This is a genomic window from Acinetobacter sp. YH12052 (assembly GCF_013419835.1).
GTDB classification, from domain to species: Bacteria; Pseudomonadota; Gammaproteobacteria; order Pseudomonadales; family Moraxellaceae; genus Acinetobacter; species Acinetobacter amyesii.
On the sequence record NZ_VOZI01000015.1, the window covers coordinates 1 to 20,995 of the forward strand.

24 protein-coding genes and 3 pseudogenes are annotated in these 20,995 nt (G+C 40.7%); 11 read left to right on the plus strand and 16 right to left on the minus strand.

From position 1 onward, the window contains the following. Window positions 1–61 precede the first annotated feature (61 nt). Window positions 62–187 (minus strand): annotated as a pseudogene (locus tag FTU06_RS16910) (hypothetical protein); the annotation flags it as partial. A gap of 32 nt (window positions 188–219) precedes the next feature. Between FTU06_RS16910 and FTU06_RS12140 the strand changes: the two are divergent. Continuing rightward, window positions 220–560, plus strand: a pseudogene (locus FTU06_RS12140) (IS3 family transposase); the annotation flags it as partial. A gap of 141 nt (window positions 561–701) precedes the next feature. On the opposite strand, the gene FTU06_RS12145 reads toward FTU06_RS12140, so the two are convergent. Genes FTU06_RS12145 through FTU06_RS12155 form a run of 3 tightly spaced genes read right to left on the minus strand, consistent with a single transcriptional unit; the run spans window position 702 to window position 2,471 of the window. After that, window positions 702–1,343, minus strand: coding sequence for a hypothetical protein (locus FTU06_RS12145; protein ID WP_180041715.1), 642 nt, complete (start codon window positions 1,341–1,343; stop codon window positions 702–704). An 18-nt stretch (window positions 1,344–1,361) separates the two neighbouring features. Continuing rightward, on the minus strand, window positions 1,362–1,790 hold the full coding sequence (locus tag FTU06_RS12150) for a ClpXP protease specificity-enhancing factor (protein ID WP_078194278.1): 429 nt from the start codon (window positions 1,788–1,790) through the stop codon (window positions 1,362–1,364). 27 nt (window positions 1,791–1,817) lie between these two features. Further along, complete coding sequence (locus FTU06_RS12155) at window positions 1,818–2,471, minus strand: glutathione S-transferase N-terminal domain-containing protein (protein WP_180005135.1); 654 nt, start codon at window positions 2,469–2,471, stop codon at window positions 1,818–1,820. Window positions 2,472–2,635: 164 nt separating this feature from the next. Between FTU06_RS12155 and FTU06_RS12160 the strand changes: the two genes are divergently transcribed. Beyond that, window positions 2,636–2,881, plus strand: a complete 246-nt coding sequence (locus FTU06_RS12160) for a hypothetical protein (RefSeq protein ID WP_180108978.1) — start codon at window positions 2,636–2,638, stop codon at window positions 2,879–2,881. A gap of 62 nt (window positions 2,882–2,943) precedes the next feature. Here the strand turns inward: FTU06_RS12160 and rpsI are convergent, their stop codons facing one another. Then, window positions 2,944–3,330, minus strand: coding sequence for a 30S ribosomal protein S9 (gene rpsI, locus FTU06_RS12165; protein ID WP_078190115.1), 387 nt, complete (start codon window positions 3,328–3,330; stop codon window positions 2,944–2,946). 12 nt (window positions 3,331–3,342) lie between these two features. Beyond that, entirely contained in the window at window positions 3,343–3,771 is a 429-nt protein-coding gene (gene rplM / locus FTU06_RS12170) for a 50S ribosomal protein L13 (RefSeq protein ID WP_004722943.1), read from the minus strand. Between the two features lie 191 nt (window positions 3,772–3,962). On the opposite strand from rplM, the gene FTU06_RS12175 reads away from it, so the two are divergent. From FTU06_RS12175 to FTU06_RS12195, 5 genes are all read left to right on the plus strand, one after another. Beyond that, the gene (locus tag FTU06_RS12175) at window positions 3,963–4,343 is read left to right on the plus strand and encodes a hypothetical protein (RefSeq protein WP_143221714.1); all 381 of its coding nucleotides are present in this window, start codon (window positions 3,963–3,965) and stop codon (window positions 4,341–4,343) included. Window positions 4,344–4,433: 90 nt separating this feature from the next. Further along, complete coding sequence (gene pdxA, locus FTU06_RS12180; RefSeq protein WP_180146871.1) at window positions 4,434–5,417, plus strand: 4-hydroxythreonine-4-phosphate dehydrogenase PdxA; 984 nt, start codon at window positions 4,434–4,436, stop codon at window positions 5,415–5,417. 69 nt (window positions 5,418–5,486) lie between these two features. After that, window positions 5,487–6,296, plus strand: coding sequence for a pilus assembly protein PilJ (locus tag FTU06_RS12185; RefSeq protein WP_180146874.1), 810 nt, complete (start codon window positions 5,487–5,489; stop codon window positions 6,294–6,296). A gap of 30 nt (window positions 6,297–6,326) precedes the next feature. Next, entirely contained in the window at window positions 6,327–7,139 is an 813-nt protein-coding gene (gene rsmA, locus FTU06_RS12190; RefSeq protein ID WP_180128812.1) for a 16S rRNA (adenine(1518)-N(6)/adenine(1519)-N(6))-dimethyltransferase RsmA, read from the plus strand. Between the two features lie 6 nt (window positions 7,140–7,145). Then, a complete protein-coding gene (locus tag FTU06_RS12195; protein ID WP_180089378.1) occupies window positions 7,146–7,991 on the plus strand; it encodes a symmetrical bis(5'-nucleosyl)-tetraphosphatase in 846 nt (281 codons plus the stop codon). A 68-nt stretch (window positions 7,992–8,059) separates the two neighbouring features. Here FTU06_RS12195 and FTU06_RS12200 read toward each other — a convergent pair whose 3' ends face one another. The 6 genes from FTU06_RS12200 to hflX form a co-directional block, all read right to left on the minus strand. Further along, the gene (locus FTU06_RS12200; protein ID WP_180089377.1) at window positions 8,060–8,506 is read right to left on the minus strand and encodes a DUF2147 domain-containing protein; all 447 of its coding nucleotides are present in this window, start codon (window positions 8,504–8,506) and stop codon (window positions 8,060–8,062) included. Window positions 8,507–8,649: 143 nt separating this feature from the next. Then, on the minus strand, window positions 8,650–9,099 hold the full coding sequence (locus tag FTU06_RS12205) for a DUF2147 domain-containing protein (protein ID WP_168379558.1): 450 nt from the start codon (window positions 9,097–9,099) through the stop codon (window positions 8,650–8,652). Window positions 9,100–9,159: 60 nt separating this feature from the next. Continuing rightward, on the minus strand, window positions 9,160–9,612 hold the full coding sequence (locus tag FTU06_RS12210) for a DUF2147 domain-containing protein (RefSeq protein WP_111884999.1): 453 nt from the start codon (window positions 9,610–9,612) through the stop codon (window positions 9,160–9,162). 248 nt (window positions 9,613–9,860) lie between these two features. Further along, window positions 9,861–10,535, minus strand: a complete 675-nt coding sequence (locus FTU06_RS12215; RefSeq protein WP_180050323.1) for an LrgB family protein — start codon at window positions 10,533–10,535, stop codon at window positions 9,861–9,863. 11 nt (window positions 10,536–10,546) lie between these two features. After that, complete coding sequence (locus FTU06_RS12220) at window positions 10,547–10,918, minus strand: hypothetical protein (RefSeq protein ID WP_180050320.1); 372 nt, start codon at window positions 10,916–10,918, stop codon at window positions 10,547–10,549. Between the two features lie 43 nt (window positions 10,919–10,961). Then, a complete protein-coding gene (gene hflX / locus FTU06_RS12225; protein ID WP_180146878.1) occupies window positions 10,962–12,296 on the minus strand; it encodes a ribosome rescue GTPase HflX in 1,335 nt (444 codons plus the stop codon). A gap of 411 nt (window positions 12,297–12,707) precedes the next feature. On the opposite strand from hflX, the gene FTU06_RS12230 reads away from it, so the two are divergent. Then, the gene (locus FTU06_RS12230; RefSeq protein ID WP_180011647.1) at window positions 12,708–13,529 is read left to right on the plus strand and encodes a 1-acyl-sn-glycerol-3-phosphate acyltransferase; all 822 of its coding nucleotides are present in this window, start codon (window positions 12,708–12,710) and stop codon (window positions 13,527–13,529) included. 50 nt (window positions 13,530–13,579) lie between these two features. Here the strand turns inward: FTU06_RS12230 and FTU06_RS12235 are convergent, their stop codons facing one another. Then, window positions 13,580–15,199 carry a phospholipase D family protein gene (locus tag FTU06_RS12235; RefSeq protein WP_257234423.1) on the minus strand — a complete coding sequence of 540 codons (1,620 nt, stop codon included), beginning with the start codon at window positions 15,197–15,199 and terminating at the stop codon, window positions 13,580–13,582. Between the two features lie 104 nt (window positions 15,200–15,303). Here FTU06_RS12235 and FTU06_RS12240 point away from each other — a divergent pair, with 104 nt between their 5' ends. Then, window positions 15,304–16,314 carry a metallophosphoesterase gene (locus tag FTU06_RS12240; RefSeq protein WP_180146884.1) on the plus strand — a complete coding sequence of 337 codons (1,011 nt, stop codon included), beginning with the start codon at window positions 15,304–15,306 and terminating at the stop codon, window positions 16,312–16,314. Window positions 16,315–16,607: 293 nt separating this feature from the next. Here the strand turns inward: FTU06_RS12240 and FTU06_RS12245 are convergent, their stop codons facing one another. Both FTU06_RS12245 and FTU06_RS12250 read right to left on the minus strand, forming a co-directional pair. Then, window positions 16,608–17,921 carry an MFS transporter gene (locus tag FTU06_RS12245; RefSeq protein ID WP_111885003.1) on the minus strand — a complete coding sequence of 438 codons (1,314 nt, stop codon included), beginning with the start codon at window positions 17,919–17,921 and terminating at the stop codon, window positions 16,608–16,610. 145 nt (window positions 17,922–18,066) lie between these two features. Further along, window positions 18,067–18,708: a hemolysin III family protein gene (locus FTU06_RS12250; protein ID WP_180011623.1), complete on the minus strand. Its 642-nt coding sequence runs from the start codon at window positions 18,706–18,708 to the stop codon at window positions 18,067–18,069. 107 nt (window positions 18,709–18,815) lie between these two features. Between FTU06_RS12250 and FTU06_RS12255 the strand changes: the two are divergent. Together FTU06_RS12255 and FTU06_RS12260 are read left to right on the plus strand one after the other, a co-directional pair. After that, window positions 18,816–20,039: pseudogene (locus FTU06_RS12255) on the plus strand (SAM-dependent methyltransferase). Between the two features lie 11 nt (window positions 20,040–20,050). Beyond that, window positions 20,051–20,476, plus strand: coding sequence for a GNAT family N-acetyltransferase (locus FTU06_RS12260; RefSeq protein ID WP_252725871.1), 426 nt, complete (start codon window positions 20,051–20,053; stop codon window positions 20,474–20,476). Between the two features lie 77 nt (window positions 20,477–20,553). Here the strand turns inward: FTU06_RS12260 and FTU06_RS12265 are convergent, their stop codons facing one another. After that, window positions 20,554–20,892, minus strand: a complete 339-nt coding sequence (locus FTU06_RS12265; protein ID WP_078194261.1) for a hypothetical protein — start codon at window positions 20,890–20,892, stop codon at window positions 20,554–20,556. Window positions 20,893–20,995: the final 103 nt, after the last annotated feature.

Consider the following 20,995-nt stretch of genomic DNA (forward strand, 5'->3'; position numbering starts at 1 on the left):
AAAGGGGGCGAAAATAAAGCGTTGGAAATCCAACGCTATAAATCGACCTAAAACGATAAAATTATTTTAACTGACGTCGTGCATGCTTTAATGCAGTTCTTAACCCTTCTTCTAAAGTTGGATGATAAAAGGGTTTATTTAAAATTTCATGAATGGTTCGTTCTTCTGAAATCATCCAAGCTAACATAAGCCAATGACTGCATAATTTGAATTGTGGGCGGGTATCCAACGAATATCATGGTCCATTCTGACCAAGGCTCACAGCACTGTAGTCGTGATTTTAGAGCGCTATTATTGATGAATAACTGCATCCAAAGCATGTCTAGACGAGGCCTTGCGCAGTATATTGCTCATGGGATAATGCAGTAACAGAAAGCTTCTTTCACACATTTAAAGGTCATGTGGTACATGGCAGTGTATTTTTGACCCGAAAAGAAGCCAATGTTGTCTTGTTTGACTATATTGAGATTTACTACAATCGAGTGAGAAGGCACTCTGCAAATGGTTGGTTAAGCCCAGAAGCCTTTGAGCAGAAATATTTTAAGAATTTAGAGGGATAGGTTGTCCACGATACTGCCTGGGATCATTATTTGGCTACCTTTATCGGGTAAATTTTATATTTAAAATATCAATATCCTAAATATTCGATTAAAAAAAACCTGCTTAAAAAGCAGGTCATAGATTTAGAGAAATGAAGTCAATTAAGCAAAAATATTACATGCTGCAGATGCCAAAATCCATAGAATCACCACTGCAACTACTGGCTCTACAATTTTTGACCAAGTCGGTACTTGTACTTCAGTTGTTACGTCTTCTTGTGTATGTTGTTGATTAACCATTTGATTGAACTCCTTCATTGATGCCTCTAATGATATCTCTTCTTGAAGATTTGGTTTAGAACCAAGGAGCTCTGTTAGGTTGTTTGTTGACCAAACCCAATCATCCGCTTGACCAGAAAGATGTTCAATTTGTCCGTTGAGTAATTCTCGAATACTTTGCGGTGAATGTGAGCCTGTATCATGAAGTTGTTTTAATTCATTTAATTGTAAATGAAAAACTTCTGTAGTTAGGTTTTCGAGTTCAGAGCGTTCTAATGTTGATGCATTTGAAGGGTTGGTGGTGAGATGACGTGAAACTTCCTGAATATAGAGTTCATCAGGCTGAGTAATTTCTTGATAAACCTTTTCACCATTAATGCGTAGCTGATGAATCAATTCACCTAAGGTTAAAGCATTAATTTCACGTAAATGTTGTCGTTTTTCTTCACGATTTAAATGACTTAAAAGCGTAGGCTTTTGAGATTCTATTTGTTCGACAAAATATTGTACTAAATCAAAAGCCATTATTCGCTTCCTTATTCTTTAATCGAGCAACCTTAAACCCGGTTTTTTCTTCGGTTGCTCTTGTTGTTCTTGGTCGTTTGATTTTAAAGCATTTTGATCATTCTGAATACCTTCATATTCTTGAGGATCGAAGAACATGCCTTGACCATTTTCACGTGCATAGATGCCTAGAACAGCAGAAAAGGGGATATAGAGGTTTTGCGAAACGCCACCAAAGCGTGCAGAGAAAGTAATCGTCTCATTACTCATGTGTAGCGCATGCGTTGCATGAGGTGCGATATTCAGGACAATTTGGCCATCTTGGATATATTGAACTGGTACCATCGTACCATTCTGTGTCGCATCGACAAGTAGGTACGGTGTAAGTTGATTGTCACAAATCCATTCATAAAGTGCCCGTGTTAAGTATGGACGCGTTGGAGTGAGTTGTAGTTCCTGTTCAGACATAATGCTTACTCGAATATTTATGGGAAATTAATTTTTTGCTAAAAGCTCGCTATAGCGATTTTTTTCCTGCAATGTCATCGATTTGATAAATGCAGGACGGCTAAAGATGCGTTGGCAATAGAGAAATATAGGGCGGCATTGCTGTTTGGGAAGCTCAATCCCCATGGCTTTTAGGCGCAGAAATACAGGTGCGAGCATACAGTCTAACATGCTAAATTGTTCAGACATAAAATAAGGATAATGCTGAAACAAGGGGGTTAGTGAAATGAGTGTATCACGTAATTGTTTTTGTGCTTTTTGCTTGGCTTTTTCATCGAGGGTATCGGGATGGCGAAGCATAATATCGGCAAGTCTTAACCAATCTTGTTCGAAGCGCCATACATATTGACGTTGCTCTGCACGAGGCATGGGTGCATCTGCATACAGTTTATTTTGACGATATCGGTCATCCAGATATTCGGCAATAATACTGCTTTTATAGAGTTTTAGGCCATTTTCAATCATCATCGGAAGTTGATTGTAGGGATTTAAACTTGCAAGATCTTCGTCTTCATCATCAGCAATAATTAAATTATGTTTGATTTGCTTCTCTGCAAGTACATAGCGTATCCAGTGTGAGCGAAAGTCATCCGCATGACTGTAAAGCGTAATCCCTTGAAGAGGTGCATTTTCGACTGACATAATCCGAGACGATGAGAAATGAATAAGATAGGATACTAAAATTAGACAGTAAAATCACGGAGACTTTAGCAATATCAATGCAGCTACAGTGAAAATTACAGTTTTGTTTTATTTGATTTTATCTGATAGCTTTTCATGTCATTCATTTACCTGATCGTCACCGCATGATGACCATTGCACTTGTACAAAAATTATTATTTTTCGCTGCGGTTATTTTTATGGGCATTGGCTTTTATACGGCACTCGCTGGAGGTTATGCCTCTGATTATGGAGCAGAGGATGATAGCCCTGAACAAAAAAACAAAATCACCATCTGTACAATTACACTAACACTGTCGGTTATATGCTTAATTGCGAGTTTGAGTCTCTTGGTTTATCGGTTCGTTGTTATATTTGCATCATCTTCATAAAAATCAAGATATAAAAAAACCTTGGCATAAGCCAAGGTTTTTTGTCCGATTCGGTAAACGAATTAACGTTTAGAGAATTGAGGACGTTTACGAGCTTTACGTAAACCAAGTTTCTTACGTTCAACTTCACGAGCATCACGAGTAACGAAACCAGCTTGACGAAGAGCAGGTTTAAGAGTTTCGTCAGAAGCGATCAATGCACGAGTAATACCGTGACGGATAGCGCCTGCTTGACCACCGATACCACCACCAGCAACAGTGATGTAAAGGTCATATTTCTCAGTAGCTTCTAAAAGCTCAAGTGGTTGGTTAACAACCATACGAGCAGTTTCACGACCGAAATATTGTTCTAAAGAACGGTTGTTGATTACGAGTTTACCAGTACCAGCTGATAGGAAAACACGTGCAGTTGCGGTCTTACGGCGACCTGTACCATAGTTAGTAGCCATGTGCTGTATCCCTTAGATGTCCAAAACTTGTGGCTGTTGAGCAGTATGTGGATGCTCAGTACCAGCGTACACTTTCATTTTCTTGATCATTGCATAACCAAGAGGACCTTTTGGCAACATGCCTTTTACAGCACGTTCGAAGATTTCTTCTGGTTTGTGAGCAACTAATTTTTCGAAATTAGTTTCACGAATACCACCAGGGAAACCAGTGTGGCGATAATATTTCTTATCAAGTGATTTTTTACCAGTCACTTGAACTTGCTCAGCATTGATAACAACGATGTAGTCACCAGTGTCAACGTGAGGAGTATAAGAAGTTTTGTGCTTACCGCGTAAACGACGAGCGATTTCAGTCGCAAGGCGACCTAAAGTTTTGCCAGAAGCATCAACAACGTACCAGTCGTGTTGAACTTCAGCTGGCTTAGCGCTGAGAGTTTTCATTAAACCACTACCTATTATAGTTGGTTTGGACTATGGAAGCTGTCCAAACAAAAGGAGACGCGATTCTATACGAATACGTGAAGAATCACAAATGAAAATATAAAATTTCAAGCGCTGTATTGTAGTATATTTCTTCAGCAATAAACAGTAGATAATCCAGAAATTATAAAAAAAGCGGATGAAAGTAAATCATGTCGAATTCTAATCTGTTAAAAAACACATCTGAACCCTCATTTTGGCGGCAATGGTTGCAATTAATGGGCTTATGTAGCGCCTTGGTTTTAAGCCCAACTTTTTTGTATTTGGTGTATTTGCACGGGGCGGATGGTGCGATCATCGTTTTGTTAATGATGCTCACTTTATTTTTCCTTAGTTATTTATTGGTTTATCTGTTGATTGGATTATTGCTTGTGGGTGGTATGTCTTTTTGGCTGATAACGAAGTACCCGCAGCATGTGTCAGCCGTTCAGCGCGGCATTGTAATTCTTATTGCATTGATTTGGATCATTGGCATTTCAGGTTTTGCTTTCGATTTCATTCCATACAATGTCGCACAACGCGCTTATTTTTGAGTTTTAGTCCGATATTTTTAATCAATAAAATTAGGTCTGTCATGTGCATCACACAGTATAATAATGCTATCGCACACACAGGATAGACCCATGCTGCCTTTATATATCACGAGCGGTGAACCCGCAGGTATCGGACCTGATATTTGTTTGAGCTTAGCCAATCGAATAGATGAAAGGCCACTTGTGGTTCTTATTGATAAAGATTTGCTGCTCAAGCGTGCTCAACAGTTAAAGCTCGAAGTTGAACTGATTGACTATGTTGGGCAGGAGGGTTCGGCAGCTCTAGGTCAGCTTTATGTGGAACATGTACCTGTAACTACACCTGTTATTGCAGGTCAGTTAGATGTGAATAATGCAGCCTATGTGTTGGAACAATTACGTCGTTCTGCAGATTATGCGATGTCTGGCAAAAGTGTAGGTGTTGCAACTGCACCTGTGCAAAAGTCGATTATTAATGATGCCGGTATCCATTTCAGCGGACATACGGAGTTTTATCAAGAATTTGCAGGCGTTGAGCGTGTCGTCATGATGCTTGCGACAAAAACGCTCCGTGTCGCATTGGCAACTACACATTTACCGCTTCGTGATGTTTCAGATGCCATTACTCAAGAACGTTTGCATCAAGTCATTGATATTGTAATTCATGATTTAAAAACCAAATTTAAAAAAGATCATCCGCATATTTTGGTCTGCGGTCTAAACCCACATGCGGGTGAAGATGGCTATTTGGGCATGGAGGAGATTGAAGTGATTAATCCGGTGCTTGAGCGTTATCGCGCTCAAGGGGTGAATATGAGCCTGAGCTTACCTGCCGATACCTTATTTACCCCTGAAAATTTAAAAGATGCCGATGCGGTTTTGGCGATGTATCACGATCAGGGCTTGCCTGTGTTAAAGTCGCAGGGCTTTGGCGAAGCCATCAATATCACTTTGGGCTTGCCGTTTATTCGGACTTCAGTGGATCACGGCACAGCACTGTCACTGGCTGGAACTGGTCTTGCTAAAAGTTCGAGTTTACAGGTGGCGGTTGATTTGGCTTTAGAATTAGCACGTGCGAAAAATAACGAAACTTAATAATAAAGGTTTGAATTTTATATGAATAATAGTAAAAAATTATCAAAAATAAAACAGGAAAATAACAAGATGCTTAGGGCGAAATCGATCATTCGCCCATTTTTTGGGATTGCGTTAGCGTTGATGCTGTCAGCATGTTCAACGCTCGCTACAGATCATCATTTTTGTGAATTAAAAGTATTATCGCTGCAAATTCCAAAACAGACGGAAGGATTTATACGTTTTGCATTACCGGGTGCTGTGGATGGCTTTAAACATAATCAGCAAAAATTTAATCAAGCGCTGACCGCGGTGCATAAAAAATATGCGAATCGTGATGGAGCTGATAAAATGCTTCAAGATGGACAGGCAATCAATGCTAATATTGATCTGCTTGTACAGCATCAAAATAGCCTGAGTGCGCTATATGAATATCAACTTCTTGTAAGTGAAACCATTCCAGGTATTCAAGCTGAATATAACATTCTGGCTGATATGATGGCTAGAGCAAACAATTCAGCTATTCAAGCAATGATTGCCAAAAATCAAGTCTATATTGCGGGACGGCTGTTGGATTCTTTGCTGAAGTTAACTGATGTAAATTCTATTCATCCAGACGATTTAGATGACTTTTTAGCAGATTTTGAAACTTTCAATATTTTTTTGAAGGCTCAACTGAATGGTAATCCCGAACTCGGTGTAGAGCGCGTAAACAATGCTGAAATGCGTGAAAGTTTGCTCTCCATTCAGGCTGAAACTGAAGAAATGATGAAATCTGAAACAATGGCTTTGTTGAAACAAAGAGAGCCATTGCTCAGTGTAATTAAAGCGGCTCGGGATAATGTGACCAAGTCCGAAGAAATTTTTGCTCGCTTGAGTGAATTTGAATCAAGTCAGTAATCGTTGTAATAAACCTATGCGGAGAATTTTATGTATCAAATTAATGCCCTAAACCCAAAAGATGAAGGGCATCACACGCGTAAGCGGTTTGGACAGAATTTCTTACATGATCAACGTGTTATTGCCAAAATTGTGCGTTCGGTAAATCCGCGTACTGGTGACAATATTGTCGAAATTGGTCCCGGTCTTGCTGCGCTTACATCGCCTTTAATTGGTGAATGCGATGCTTTAACTGTGGTTGAGCTGGACCGTGACTTAGCCGCAGGTTTGCCGGGCCGTGTGCCTCATCCCGAGCGCTTGACCATTGTTGAAACCGACGCGCTGAAATATGACTTTACCGAATTATTCCAAGAAGGCCGTCCACTGCGTGTGGTTGGCAACTTGCCGTATAACATCTCGACACCGCTGCTGTTTCATCTCTTGGAGTTTGGCGACAAAGTCAAAGACATGCACTTCATGCTGCAAAAAGAAGTCGTGGACCGTATTACCGCTTCACCGAATACCAAAGAATACGGCCGTTTATCGGTGATGATCCAATACTTCTGTAAACCGACGTTTTTATTTGAAGTGCCGCCGGGTTCGTTTAATCCGCCGCCAAAAGTCACCTCTGCGGTATTCCGTTTAGAGCCTTATGCCGTTAAACCGATTGTGGCGAAAGATGAAAAAGCGCTTGCGCGTTTGGTTTCACATGTCTTTACTCAGCGCCGCAAGACCTTGCGTAACAGCTTAAAAGGCATGTTGGTTGAAGATGGTTTTGAAAATGCAGGGGTTGATCCAATGGCGCGTCCTGAAACCCTAACACTTGCAGAATTTGTCGCATTAGCAGATCAAATGGTGGCTTAAATAATTATGACTCGCAATATTCGCTATAACTATGTCATTGGTGATGTTCAAGGCTGTTTTGAAGCATTAAAAGCTTTACTGAAAGAGATCAAGTTTGATGCAGACCAAGATTTTATATGGTTTGCCGGTGATCTCGTCGCACGGGGTGAAAACTCGGTAGGCGCTTTGCGGTTCATCAAAAAATTAGTGGATAGTGAAGTTGCGGCGACGGTACTGGGCAATCATGATCTGACTTTGCTGGCATGCGCTCGTGGTATTAAGGATATCAATCCTAAAGACAATATCGATGATGTGATTCACGCTTTAGAAAGTGATGATTTGATTGATTGGTTACGCAAGCAGCCGCTGTGTCTATTTCCGAATGAGCAAACCATTTTGACTCATGCGGGTATTCCTTTGAATTGGACTGCGCAGCAAACCGCAGACTTGGCAAAGGAAGTGGAAGCGGTGATTGGTCATGACGACTTTGATGTGGTCGATGCGTTTCTTCAAGTGATGTACGGTAAAGAGCCGAACCTATGGTCGGATGATTTGTCTGGTCATGCGCGCTTACGCTGTATTACCAACTATTTGACCCGCATGCGCTTAACCGATGCAGAAGGTCGATTAGAGTTCAGTTTTAAAGATTCACTCGATGACCCTATGCCGAAGGGTTTTAAGCCATGGTTTGAGTTTGAGTCACAAGCAGCGCAGACCCATCAAATTCTTTTTGGTCATTGGGCTGCTTTACAAGGAAAAAGCATTTCAGCAAAAATCCAAAATGTGGATGGCGGATGTGTTTGGGGCAATCAGTTGATGGCCTATCGTTTAGAAGATCAGCGCATGTTTGCGGTCGATAACCCAGTGATGTAATGATTAAATGTAATCTAAGATATAAAAAAGGCCACATCGATGTGGCCTTTTTTATTGATCCGTATGAATTAATCAACGCGAATCCAAGTTTGGTTACGACCTAAGACTGAAACGCCAATACTTGCACGGATCGAAATACGTTTTCCTGTGCTGTTTAAGCGGACTTTAGCATCATAAACTTTGCCAGAAAGAGGGTCGATAATACGACCTTTTTCATAATTATTCGTATTATTAATTTGCTTTAAACCTTTAACAATTTCCATGCCGAGAATCGGTTGGTTGGTATAAGGCGCAGGGCACTTATTACAGTTTTTTTGCGGTGTATAGCCCGGACGTGGTGTAATTTTAATAATTTTACCGGTATAGGTATTATTTGATTCTTTGTGAATCGAAATAATTGCTTTAGCCGCTCCTGTTTTATCGTCAATTTGTTGCCACGTGCCAGCAATGTCATTTGCAAATGCACCATTCATCAATCCGAATGTGCAAAGGCTGAATAATATTTTTTTAAACATAATCGCTTGTCCCCGAGAAGCATGATTTATGAGCACGTATGTTAGAAAGTTTATGAGAATAGTCAACTTTAATTTAAAAATAATTTGAAGATATTCGGAATAAGAAAAACCGCCATGTCGGCGGTTTTTTTACTTGTTTGAGGTTACTCTTGGCGAATCCAAGTTTGGCTACGACCAAGTGCAGAAACACCCATATAGCCACGTAGCGTGAGACGTTTGCCACTGGCATTTAAACGGATTTTTGTGTCGTAAACTTTGCCTGAAAGAGGGTCAATAATACGGCCTTTGTCGTAGTTATTAGTGCCTTCAATATGTTTTAAACCTGTTAAGATATCAAGGCCTAAGATTGGCTTGTTTTTGTAGGGTGCAGGGCAGTTTACGCAGGTGTCGCGTGGTGTATAGCCCGGACGCGGCGTCACTTTGATGATTTTACCCACGAATGTGCCATTACTTTCTTTACGGATTTCAATAATGGCTTTTTGTGAACCTGTTTTATCATCAATTTGTTGCCAAGTCCCTGAAAGGTCTTGAGCAAAAGCTGAACCACTCATTACAGCAGCTAAGAATAAGAGGCTCACTTTTAATTTTTTCATCAGATATTCCCTGTAGGTGGTTCACCTATATCAAATCAATTTACTGAATAAATTTAAAATTTATTCAGCGCGAATCCATGTCTGTGTACGACCAATTGCGGAAATCCCCAGATATCCACGTAAATGTAAGCGCTTACCATTGGCAGAAATTTTGCCTTTTAAGCTGTAAATTTTGCCTGCTAAAGGATCAATAATTTTTCCTTGAGAGTAGGTATTTTCACTTTCAAGTTTCAGCCCCTTAAATACATCCATCCCTAAAATAGGCTGGTTGGTATAAGGTGCAGGGCAATTCACACATTTTTCCTTTGGTGTATAACCCGGACGTGGCGTCACTTTGACAATTTTGCCGGTATAGGTGTCTTTGGCATCTTTTCGAATTTCGATCAGTGCTTTAGGCGAACCGGTTTTATCGTCAATTTGTTGCCAAGTCCCTGTAAGATCTTGAGCATAGAGTGCAGAGCTTGTGACTACAGCACCAAATAATGCAGCCCATTTCAAACTTTTTTCGATCATATTAATAATCCTTTATCAATACACTTTGTGAGGGTTTATTGATCATACTAGGTAATATTTGAACTTAGAGCAACTACTCTAAGCCTAAATATTTACATTTTATTCGGGAAAGTTGACATGTTGCACAAAAGTGCCTTTACCAAAAATGTAACATCCACAGCACATCGTTCAATGTGTTGTGGTGTACCCTAGAATTTATATTAAGTTTATTTTTTATACAAAACAATCATTTAAAAGTGATTGCTCAGTCACATATTTTGTAGATAGAGTATGAAAGTTGGCAACCAGATTGCTGTGAATACTGCATTTACCGCCATGCCAAATGCCGCATAGCGCCCAGCAATGCTGCCGCGCTGCCAAGCTTGAGCTGTGCCAATTGCATGTGCAGCAAGTCCTAAGGCGAGTCCTGATGCACGTTCATCATGAATATTTTTGAGTATGATGGGTGAAAATGCTGCACCAATCACCCCTGATAAAATCACAATCAAAATCACCAAAGGAATCGGGGAATGCAGCAGCGTCGCAATGTTGATGGCAATAGGGGTCGTCACAGCTCGTGTAGCGAAAGCCATAATGGTTGGATCAGACAGATGCAGTAAATAAGCCAGCCCCATAGGGAGGGCAACGGCACTGATACTGGCAAAGACTAAAATCCCGCCTACGGCTTTTAATGGTAAGTCATCGTAACGCATCGCTGCTAAAGGAATGGCTAGAGCCACCGTGACATAGCCGAGTAAGTTATTGAATAGTGGATTCACCTGTGTCATATAACTTTCATAGGAAATGCCAAACAGATAGAGCATACCAATGACGAAAAACATCCCAATCACAATCACGGGGATTTGCGGTAATTTTTTATTAATAGGTTTTGCGACAAGATAGGCGATCAGGGTAATGATGAATCCAGAGAGGATTGAAAGCATGTTGATTCTCCTTATAGCCATTTCTTAGACATTTTTGCGTAGACCCACAGCGGTATGAGGGTGCTGACAAAGAGAACAATCAAAAATATCGGAATTTCATCGCCTAAATGCATCATCATCAGCAATGAGCCTGCACTAATGGGTAAGAAGGCAAAGGCACTTTCTTTCATGATTTTATTATTGGTGTCGACCAAACTGGCCGGAATTTTGTTGAATTTTCTCCAAAATGAAAGCACGATCAGTAAGCTAATCAGTCCGACGAGATTGCCTAATTCGGGGTGATTGAATTGCTTCATGACCCAGACCGCGCCTTCACGGAAAAGAATAATTAATGCAATAGTGCCTATCCAGGCTTTCCAGTCGATGCGCTTGATCCAGTCCATTTTTGTCTTTCGTTAAAATTATACAAATCAAGTTTTAACCGATTTAATCTTTAATTTCAAATTCTTCAAGAGGACGTTGGAATTGTTGCGCACGTGTTCCCAAAATTTCATCAATGGGTAAATGCGCCTGTTTAATCAGTTGTTCTAACTTATGCGGCGCAATGATGACATGCAAAATTAAGTTGCCTTGTTCATCATAACTTTCATTTTGGATCACATTGAGCGCATACAGTTGTGTTCTTAATTTACCATAAGCCGGTTTTAGATGGACTTCAAAGCTTTGAATTTGTCCCATTAAACATTCTTGAACCGCTTGGCGTAATAAGGGTAAACCTTTACCACTATGCGCAGAGACATAAACACGTTCCGGCTGATGTGGCTTGCCATAGATGATTTTAGGATCTTCGCCACTGACATCAATTTTGTTATAAACGCGCAGAATCGGAACATCGACACCAATTTCTTTCAGTACTTTTTCGACAGCCTCAATTTGTTCCATCATGTCTGGACTGCTGGAGTCAATGACATGTAACAATAAGGTCGCCTCCAAGGTTTCTTCTAAGGTGGCTTTAAAGGACTCGACCAATGAGTGCGACAAATTACGCACAAAACCTACGGTATCAGCGAGCACTAAGTTGCCGATGCCATCCCAATGTAGACGGCGTAAGGTTGGATCAAGCGTTGCAAACAGTTGGTCTGCTGCATAGACATCGCTTTTTGCTAAATTATTAAATAAGGTCGATTTACCCGCATTGGTATAACCGACCAATGACACGGTTGGAACTGCGGCTTTTTGACGTGCCACACGACCTTGCATACGTGTTTGGCGGACTTTCTCAAGTTTTGCTTTGAGTTGTCCCATGCGGAGCTTGAGTAGACGACGGTCGGTTTCAAGCAGGGTTTCACCCGGTCCACGTAAGCCAATCCCGCCTTTTTGGCTATCGAGATCGCCGCGACTACGAATCAGTCGTGAAGCCATATGTTGTAATTGGGCCAACTCAACTTGCAATTTACCTTCATAGGTGCGTGCGCGTTGAGCAAAAATATCTAAGATTAATTCCGTGCGATCGACCACACGACATCGCATGATGCGTTCAAGATTACGTGCTTGGGCAGGGGTGAGGGCATGGTCAAAGATGACCAATTCTACTTCATGCTCTGCAACCACTTCTGCAATTTCTTCCGCCTTCCCTGAGCCAATAAATAATTTGGCATCAGGCTTAATACGCTGAGCATGCACATGCTGCAGAATATTGGCACCTGCAGATTGAGCTAGTAAGTGAAATTCTTCGGCATCAAGGTCTGCGAGCATTTGTACTGCTACGCTGACTAAAATTACGCGTTCACCGCTCGCTTGATGTTGATTTAAATTTTCCACTCAGCACACACTCCTATTTAAAGATTCATTTTAGGCGAAAATGCAGTGCGAGGGTTAATCTAAGTGAGGGATTAATGGCTAAGTTGCTGTATGTTGTGCTATTCAATTAGAGAAAGCTGTGAAAGCTCAGTGCCAGTAAAAAAAGCACACTCATATATATCAGTGAAAAACCAGCAATGGCTTTTAAAGCTTGCCATGAAGAAATAGGAGGGGTATCTGAATGTGAATGATTCATAATTTTAACCTTTAAAACCGATATAAAAATAATATTTGATTTTTAAAAACGATTAAAATGGGAAAATATTATCTTCGACTTCGGTTTTTATGATCAATGCAAAAAAACTGTCTTCGGTATATGATGATGAAAATTTACGCCAAATTGTGGCACCGTGTCCTTTTAGTGAACCGTTTATGAATCAACCTCAAATCGTCAATACACCGCAAATTAATGTGTTTTCAAAATTTTATTTGTATTGTAAAAAAGTCGGTGCAGCAGCTGTTGCCGTGACGCAGGGTTTTTATTTGGTTTATCGTCATCAATTGTATAAAGACCCGAATAACCCGCAAAATACCCGCTATGTGCAGTATTTTTGTCGCAAGTTATGCAAAGTATTTAATCTTGAAGTCAAAGTGCATGGCGAAATTCCACGTCAACCAGCCCTTTGGGTAAGTAATCATATTTCATGGTTAGATGTGGCAGTTTTGGGTTCTGGCGCACGTGTTTTCTTTTTGGCGAAAGCTGAGATTGAAAAATGGCCAGTGCTGGGTAATTTGGCGAAAGGCGGTGGCACCTTATTTATTAAGCGTGGCTCTGGCGACTCGATTAAAATTAAAGAACAAATTACGGGCTTCTTAAAACAAGATACGCCGGTACTCTTTTTCCCAGAAGCCACCACTTCAGATGGCAGCAAAATTAAAAAAATTCATGGTCGTATTTTAGGTGCGGCAATTGAAGCCGAACGTCCAGTCCAAATTTGCTTAATTTGCTATGTGAATCAGGACGGTGAACTCGATAATATTGCACCCTACGTCGGAGACATTAGCTTTGATCGACATGTCAAAAATGTCTTAGAAATGCCGAATGTCACTGCGCATCTCATGACATTGCCCGCAATTGATTCGGCAGGTCATACTGTTGACAGTCTGACACAAGAAGTGCAGCAAAAAATGAATCAGGGATTGGCAGAACTTCAAGCCAAAGTCCTTAAAGCGCCAGTTCCAGTTGAAGCTTAATGAATTAATGATTCAGGCTGCAAGGGGGGGATGCCTTTGCAGCACAATCCTTACATAAAGCCTTCGAGCGGCAACCAAGAGATAAATTTCACCCCTGCTTTTTGCCACCACTTGATTTTCGGTTCACGTGGATAAATACGCGTTTGACCATTTGATAGCTTAATTTTCCAATTGATCTGTTGGTCTGCATTGAGCACCAACTTATAGGCATATTTACTCAAATTTTCATCCATGGTGTAGTGGACGGCTTTGGCTAAGCGTGGGCTATTTAGTAATACCCCAATTTCAGTATTTAAATATGCTGAGCGAGGGTCAAAGTTAAATGAGCCAATAAAAACTTGTTTTTCATCAATTGCCATCAGTTTGGCATGCAGACTCGAACGGCTTAAACCTTTTAGGCTAACTTTGGATTTTTCCGCCAACTCTTTGGTATTGGTGTTGAGGTTTTCTGCATCAGGTCTAGACAGAAACTCATAGAGTTGAACGTCATGCTCCAAGAGATCTTGACGATATTTACTATAAAAAGCATGAACCAATGGCACGTCATTGGCCTGGAATGAGTTGGTCAAAACTCTGACTTTCACGCCATCAGCACTGAGGTTTTTCAGGCGTTCCGCCCCTTGTTTTTCTGGAACAAAGTAGGCTGAAACGATATCGACACTTTGTTCCGGTTTATCTAAACGGTTGAGGAGCTGAAAGTTGAGGTGCTCTTCTTTTTTGGCTTTAGATTTGATTTTGCTCGGGGAATCTTTGACCACTTCGGCTTTGACCCAGTCAAATTGGATTTTATTGTTGAGCCAGTCATCAAAGGCATGTGAACGGTTAGCTAAGTCCAAATAATTGACCACAGTGGCTTCTTGGTTATAGTCATCGAGTTGTTGTTTGAGACTGTCAAAGCGCAAACTATAGTGGCGTGGATTGACCAATTGACGTACTGGAAAGGCATAATCATCATTCCAATATTCGTCAAAAGAATGGATGATTTCATCGGATGCCGCACCGACCAACATGACGTCGACATCGGAAAATTGATAATTATCACTGACGTTATAGTATTGGTTACTCATATTGCGACCACCAATCAATGCGATTTGATTGTCTGCAATAAAGCTTTTGTTGTGCATACGACGGTTGATGCGTTTTAGATCCAACACCATATCGACAGGGCGGAAATGTCGGAAGCGGTACGGGTTATACAGTTTGACATCAATATTAGTATGTTGGTCGAGTGCCATATAAATGCCTTCCATTTTTTTGGCATTGTTGTCATCGACCAATAAACGAATTTTGACCCCACGATCTGCAGCTTTGATCATGGCATGTAGAGCCAAAGCACCAATTTTGTCGTTATCCCAAATATAGTATTGTAGATCTAAACTTTTTTCGGCCTTATTGATTAGCTCGATTCGAGCCGCTAAGGCTTCTAATGGGTCATACAGAACGTGGTAACCGGTTAAGTTGGGATTTTGTTCACGTAGCGGCAGCACAATTTTGGCAAGGCTAGTATCGTCAGTGGGAGTATTAAAGGCATATTCCACAGGTTGAGTTTGCTGTTTAGGCAAGGTACTACATGCAGATAAAGTCAAAACAAGGCTACAACTCAGCAAAACCGCCTTAGTGTGGTTGTGTATGAAGGGCAAATTTTGCTGTTTCGGTGTAGCTGAGTTCATACTGTTAGACATACTAAAAAATTTGATTTGAGTATAAGTGTCAGCTGTGAAAAGATAAATATAGTGACCGAGTTTTCTCGTTAGGCAAATTGTAGAGCAAATGTATGTGGGAATTAGATTCCGTAGTGATGTATTTTTATATCGGGTTGGCTGTGCTGGGCGTTTGGGCAATTTCCCAAGCTTGGTTAAGTCAGTCGCGCACGGAAACGATTCATCCGTTTAAAGCCTTCGTACATTTGTTGGCATTTTATCTTTCGTATTTACTTATCCCTTTATTCTTCTTTAGCTTTTATGCAGGCTGGAGTGGTTATTATTCACTGCATGAAGCGATTTTTGTCGGTGCTGTTACGGGCCTTTTATGCTATGCCCGATTTATCGAGCCGCACATGATTCAGGTAAAAAAATGCCAATATCAATTGCATGAAACACGACAATTATTAAAGCCTGTACGCATTGCTTTAATTGGTGATTTACACATTGGTTTATTTTCGGGCCATGAACGTCAGTTAAAAATGATCGTCGATAAAATCAATGCACAAAATCCTGATTTGGTCGTGGTTGCAGGGGATTGGACTTATGAACCTGAAAATAAGTTGGCTGAAGAACTGGATGTACTGAAAAAAATTATTGCTCCAATTTATTCGGTGAATGGTAATCATGATGAGCAATATCCCGGTCCGCCTATTCAAGCGCTGTTAAAAAATGCATTAGAAAGTAATCATGTGGTGGATATCGAAGGGCAAGTGGTGGAGTTTAATGAGTTTCGTTTATTAGGTGTTGGGGATTTGTGGGCAGGTAAAGCCGATATGCGCTATTTGCCAGAATTGCCACAAGATAAACCTTGGATCATTTTGTCGCATAATCCAGATACCGTTGATATGGTACCTAAACTGCCAGGACGACCATTGATGTTGTCGGGTCATACACATGGTGGACAAGTGGAATTGCCATGGTTGACCGATTATGTAATGAAAAAAGTGTCGATTTTAGGTCATAAAAAAGGGCTATATCAGCATGACAATGCAGATGTCTTTGTCACTGTTGGTACGGGCATGGTTGGGGTGCCTTTTCGTTTTCTTGTGCCACCGACCATTGATATTATCGAGTTGGTTTAATCAAAAACTACCGTTCATTATCGCTAAACGGTTTGGTGACTGTTCCTCTTGATGAAGAGCTACAGACCTTGCTTTGTTAATAAAATTGAACCGTGCCATTAAACATTTGCTGTTTGAAGTTGAGTGAATGACAGTGTCTTGGAACAGATGATGTGTATTGCTCAGTTGGATCTAAGCTGCATTCATGAATTACATCAAAATGCTGTCAACTACAGAGTATTCATCAGTTCATTGACTCAATTTGAGACATAAAAAAGCCAGCAATATGTGCTGGCTTTTTTATTATGTGCAGATTAAACCTGATTATTCACATCATCATTTTTAGTTTCGCGAATCATTAAGAACGCGATCAATGAAAGGATTGATGCCGCAGTTAGGTAGTAACCTACTGCATATAAACCATAGCCAGTTGCAAGTTTAGTTGCGATCAATGGCGCGAAAGATGCACCAAAAATACCAGCCATGTTAAAGGTTAAAGCTGAACCTGTGTAACGTACAGACGTTGGGAAGATTTCAGACAATACCGTACCAATTGGACCATAGGTTAAACCCATGATCGCAAGACCGATACATAGGAATAAGAACACCATCGCAGTACTGCCAGACTCAAGCATGCTTGAGAAGACTAAGCCAAACAATGCAGATACAACACATACCGCAATCGAAGTCGTTTTACGACCAAATTTTTCAGCAAATACAGCAGAAAGTGGAATGAAGGCAGCGAAACAAAGTGTGGCAACCAGTTGAAGTTTTAAAAATTCTTCACGTGTGTAACCAAGCTGGGTTGTACCCCATTGTAAAGCGAATACTGTGGTTAAGTAGAACACAACGAATGTACAAATCGCGGCAATCGTACCGAGAATTAACATCCCCCAGTGCTTAGTGATCACTTCTTTAAATGGAATATTTACTTCTTTTTGCTTATCCAATACTTTTTGGAACGCTGGTGTTTCATGTAATTTTAAACGAATCCACAGACCGACGATAACCAATAGCGCACTTGCAATGAATGGAATACGCCAACCCCATTGCATAAACTCAGCTTCAGACATGAAGTGACCTAAGGTCAAGAATGAGCCTGTTGCAAGAATAAAGCCGATTGGCGCGCCCAATTGAGGGAACATACCATACCAAGCACGTTTGCCTTCTGGCGCATTTTCAGTTGCAAGTAGCACGGCACCTGACCATTCACCACCTAAACCCAGACCTTGACCTAAGCGACAAAGTGCAAGCATGAGCGGAGCAGCGATACCAATTTGAGCATAGGTTGGAAGCAAGCCGATACATACTGTAGAAATCCCCATGGTGAGGAGAGCGGCAACTAATGTGGCTTTACGACCGATACGGTCACCTAAATGGCCAAAGAATGCTGCACCAATCGGGCGAGCAATAAAGGCAATCGCAAACGTTGCTAAAGATTGAATTGTTGCGGTTGTTGGATCTGTACTTGCAGGGAAGAACAGATGCGGGAAGATAATTACAGCCGCAGTTGCATAGATGTAGAAATCGAAGAACTCGATTGTGGTACCTACAAGACTTGCTGTAAGTACGCGGAATTTTGAATTTGTTGGTTGCTGTTCAGTGGCAGCAGCACTTGAAGACGCCATGGTGGACCTTACACTTACTAAAAATAATTGAACTTAGTTTTAAAAGCGTAATCTTTTTAAAAAAGGCGTAATTTCTTAAAAAAATACGAAATACCAACTTACGAACTGCGGAATTAGGGTCACTAAAGAATGCAGTGTCAGTGGGTTATATCACGTAGAGATAAATCGACAGGAAATGTGATCCTGCACCTATCAATACAAAAATATGCCAGATAGCGTGTGTATATCTTACCTTTTTTAAGGCATAAAACAATGCACCGATTGTATAAGATAGCCCGCCAATGATCAGGTAGGTTAAAGCTTGATCAGATAAAAAGCGTTGCATATCATCCATTACCAGTACTGCAAGCCATCCCATCACCAAATAAGCAATCAACGAAATCTTTTGAAAACGATGAATGAAAATTAATTTGAATAGTGTCCCAATTGCGGCAATCACCCACAGTGCAATGAGTAAATAATGCGCTTTTGCGGTAGGCAGTGCGATTGCCAGAAACGGGGTGTAAGTACCTGCAATTAGATAATAGATTGCAGTATGGTCGAGTTTTTTGTACCAACCACGGCGCTCAGGAGACTCTGCGAAGTGATATAGACTCGATGCTGAAAACAATAACAGCATACTGAATGCATACACCCAAAGTGCAAGCCATTGTCCAGTTGGAAGGTAGGAGCCTTTTAAAATCAGTAGGATACCTGCGATGGCAGACAAAGCCGCACCGAAAGCATGGGTATAGAAATTCAGTCTTTCTTCAGCTGGGTCATAAGCTAAAAGATGGGGAGCATTCATAACGTATCTTTTATAATAATTTAAATATACATATGTATAGTAATTCAATTTTGCTTTTGGTGTAAGAAGATTTAAAATTGTTTTGCAAATTTATCTAGGTTTATATTATGTCATCTTTGGCTTCTCCCTCTACGCAAGAGCAGCAATTTTTAGCAGCCTTTCAGCAAGCCATTGAAACACAGCGTTTTGATCGCATGATCTTGAGTCAGTATAAAGGTGAATTAGAGCAATTAGAAAAAATGACCTTGCGAGTCATTTCGCTGCAAGGTGAGTCATTTCTCAGCTGTTTATATCGTTACAAAACCCAAGACATCACCAAAAACTATCCAATCGCATCCGCATATCAACAAGTCGAAAGTTTATTGAGTTGTTGTAAGCAAGCCAACCTGATGACCTTGGATGAAGAAATTCAGCTCAAAAAAAATAAAAAGAAAGCGATGCTAAGCATCAGCAAAAAGCAGCCAGCCTTAGGGAAAATTCCTACGGAGCAGCAAGGACATGATCGAGCGAAACATCGCTATGTCGATCAAAACAGTTATTTCTTACAGCCACTCGGTATTACGGATGCAAAAGCACAAATTATTCCGAGCATGGCACGTAAATGGAAACAAATTAATAAATTTGTAGAAATTTTTTCAGGCGCTTTAAGCCAGATCAAAGAGAGCGATCAATCTCTACATGTCGTGGATTTTGGTTCAGGTAAAGGCTATCTGACTTTTGCATTATATGATTATTTAGCAAAACACCAGCAAGTGCCTAAAGTGACAGGGGTTGAGCTAAATCCGAAAATGGTGGAATTTTGCCAAAGCGTTGCGCAGCAGTCGAATTTCAGCCAACTGGATTTTTTCCAAGGCGATGTTCGTACATATGCGCCTGAGCGCTTAGATGTCATGATTGCACTGCACGCTTGTGATGTAGCAACGGACTTTGCGATTCATACCGGCATTCGATTAAATGCGCAAATGATCATGTGTGCGCCGTGTTGTCATAAAGAATTGCGTCCGCAATTGAAAGCGCCGCAAGTACTTGCACCGATGTTGCAATTTGGCATTCATGCGGGCCAGTAAGCAGAGATGCTTACTGACACGATTCGTGCACTTTTATTGAAAGCATATGGTTATGAAACCAAAGTCTTTGAATTTGTGGCACTTGAGCATACCAGTAAAAATAAAATGATCTTGGCAACCAAACGTGCAGACTATGTCGAGCCTGATCAAGCGGTATTGGCGCAGATCCAAGCTTTAAAAGACATGTATGGCATTCAAAAGCATTCCTTGGAATTATTGTTAAATGATCAATGGGACCAGCAAGATATTGGCTGTAAATGCTAAAGGATGAAGGGATGCAGCAGTTAAATATTCAATTCGGTCCGTGGGAGCAACTGGCATCTGCAGCTCGATCGATACGTGAACAGGTCTTTATTTTAGAACAGCAGATATCGCCCGAAGATGAATGGGATGCAGAAGATGAGATTTCACTGCATTTTATTGTTCATGATGGGATGAAAGCTATTGCAACTGCACGTTTGTTGAAAAATAACAGTATAGGTCGTGTTGCTGTTTTAAAGGCTCATCGCGGTCAGGGGATTGGTAAAATCTTGATGCAAGCCATCATTCAACAAGCGACATTAGAGCAACGTGAATATTTAAAACTATCTTCACAAGTGCATGCTATCCCTTTTTATGCAGCGTTGGGTTTTGTTGTTGAAGGTGATGAATATTTAGATTGTGGTATTCCGCATCAAGATATGTATATGGCTTTGGCTTAAATACTTAAAATTGGACAGCTATAAATAAAAAAACGCTTAAAATTTTAAGCGTTTTTTTGCATAGATTGGGTCAAAGCTTAGTGGCCATGATCATTCGATGCAGTAGGTTCAGGGCTCATGTCATCCATATGTGCATGTTGTTCTTCAGTCATCTGCATATCTGCTGCAGTCGGCGCAGAAGCTTCACGAGCTGCTTGATCAGCTTGCGCCTTTTTCAACGCTTCTTCTGACATCACAGGGGCATTTTTAAATGCATGCTGTTGAGTATTGTCTTTTTTCTGTTGGCTCGGCATATAGTCTGGTTCATTGGTCACAGCAAGCCAGAAAATACCCATGAATAGCGCACCTAAAATACAGAAGATAATCAGTGCTTTCCAGCCCCATGGTGATTTTTCAGGAGAAGTATGATCAGTCATAACAAGCTACTCAATCGGATAAAAAGAAATCAAAAAACTTGTTACTTTATAACATAAAACAGATGAGAGTTCGCGTAAAATCTAGACTTGTTTGCAAACACGC

Excerpts from the sequence above, each read along its gene's own strand:
- FTU06_RS12210 (WP_111884999.1), bottom strand. The coding sequence starts at position 9,612 with ATGATCGAAAAAAGTTTGAAATGGGCTGCATTATTTGGTGCTGTAGTC.
- FTU06_RS12215 (WP_180050323.1), bottom strand. The coding sequence starts at position 10,535 with ATGCTTTCAATCCTCTCTGGATTCATCATTACCCTGATCGCCTATCTT.
- FTU06_RS12155 (WP_180005135.1), bottom strand. The coding sequence starts at position 2,471 with ATGTCAGTCGAAAATGCACCTCTTCAAGGGATTACGCTTTACAGTCAT.
- FTU06_RS12230 (WP_180011647.1), top strand. The coding sequence starts at position 12,708 with ATGAATCAACCTCAAATCGTCAATACACCGCAAATTAATGTGTTTTCA.
- FTU06_RS12175 (WP_143221714.1), top strand. The coding sequence starts at position 3,963 with ATGTCGAATTCTAATCTGTTAAAAAACACATCTGAACCCTCATTTTGG.
- FTU06_RS12240 (WP_180146884.1), top strand. The coding sequence starts at position 15,304 with ATGTGGGAATTAGATTCCGTAGTGATGTATTTTTATATCGGGTTGGCT.
- pdxA (WP_180146871.1), top strand. The coding sequence starts at position 4,434 with ATGCTGCCTTTATATATCACGAGCGGTGAACCCGCAGGTATCGGACCT.
- rplM (WP_004722943.1), bottom strand. The coding sequence starts at position 3,771 with ATGAAAACTCTCAGCGCTAAGCCAGCTGAAGTTCAACACGACTGGTAC.
- FTU06_RS12250 (WP_180011623.1), bottom strand. The coding sequence starts at position 18,708 with ATGAATGCTCCCCATCTTTTAGCTTATGACCCAGCTGAAGAAAGACTG.
- FTU06_RS12195 (WP_180089378.1), top strand. The coding sequence starts at position 7,146 with ATGACTCGCAATATTCGCTATAACTATGTCATTGGTGATGTTCAAGGC.
- FTU06_RS12235 (WP_257234423.1), bottom strand. The coding sequence starts at position 15,199 with ATGAACTCAGCTACACCGAAACAGCAAAATTTGCCCTTCATACACAAC.
- FTU06_RS12145 (WP_180041715.1), bottom strand. The coding sequence starts at position 1,343 with ATGGCTTTTGATTTAGTACAATATTTTGTCGAACAAATAGAATCTCAA.
- rpsI (WP_078190115.1), bottom strand. The coding sequence starts at position 3,330 with ATGGCTACTAACTATGGTACAGGTCGCCGTAAGACCGCAACTGCACGT.
- FTU06_RS12265 (WP_078194261.1), bottom strand. The coding sequence starts at position 20,892 with ATGACTGATCATACTTCTCCTGAAAAATCACCATGGGGCTGGAAAGCA.
- FTU06_RS12185 (WP_180146874.1), top strand. The coding sequence starts at position 5,487 with ATGCTTAGGGCGAAATCGATCATTCGCCCATTTTTTGGGATTGCGTTA.
- FTU06_RS12200 (WP_180089377.1), bottom strand. The coding sequence starts at position 8,506 with ATGTTTAAAAAAATATTATTCAGCCTTTGCACATTCGGATTGATGAAT.
- FTU06_RS12160 (WP_180108978.1), top strand. The coding sequence starts at position 2,636 with ATGATGACCATTGCACTTGTACAAAAATTATTATTTTTCGCTGCGGTT.
- FTU06_RS12150 (WP_078194278.1), bottom strand. The coding sequence starts at position 1,790 with ATGTCTGAACAGGAACTACAACTCACTCCAACGCGTCCATACTTAACA.
- rsmA (WP_180128812.1), top strand. The coding sequence starts at position 6,327 with ATGTATCAAATTAATGCCCTAAACCCAAAAGATGAAGGGCATCACACG.
- FTU06_RS12245 (WP_111885003.1), bottom strand. The coding sequence starts at position 17,921 with ATGGCGTCTTCAAGTGCTGCTGCCACTGAACAGCAACCAACAAATTCA.
- FTU06_RS12220 (WP_180050320.1), bottom strand. The coding sequence starts at position 10,918 with ATGGACTGGATCAAGCGCATCGACTGGAAAGCCTGGATAGGCACTATT.
- FTU06_RS12205 (WP_168379558.1), bottom strand. The coding sequence starts at position 9,099 with ATGAAAAAATTAAAAGTGAGCCTCTTATTCTTAGCTGCTGTAATGAGT.
- FTU06_RS12260 (WP_252725871.1), top strand. The coding sequence starts at position 20,051 with ATGCAGCAGTTAAATATTCAATTCGGTCCGTGGGAGCAACTGGCATCT.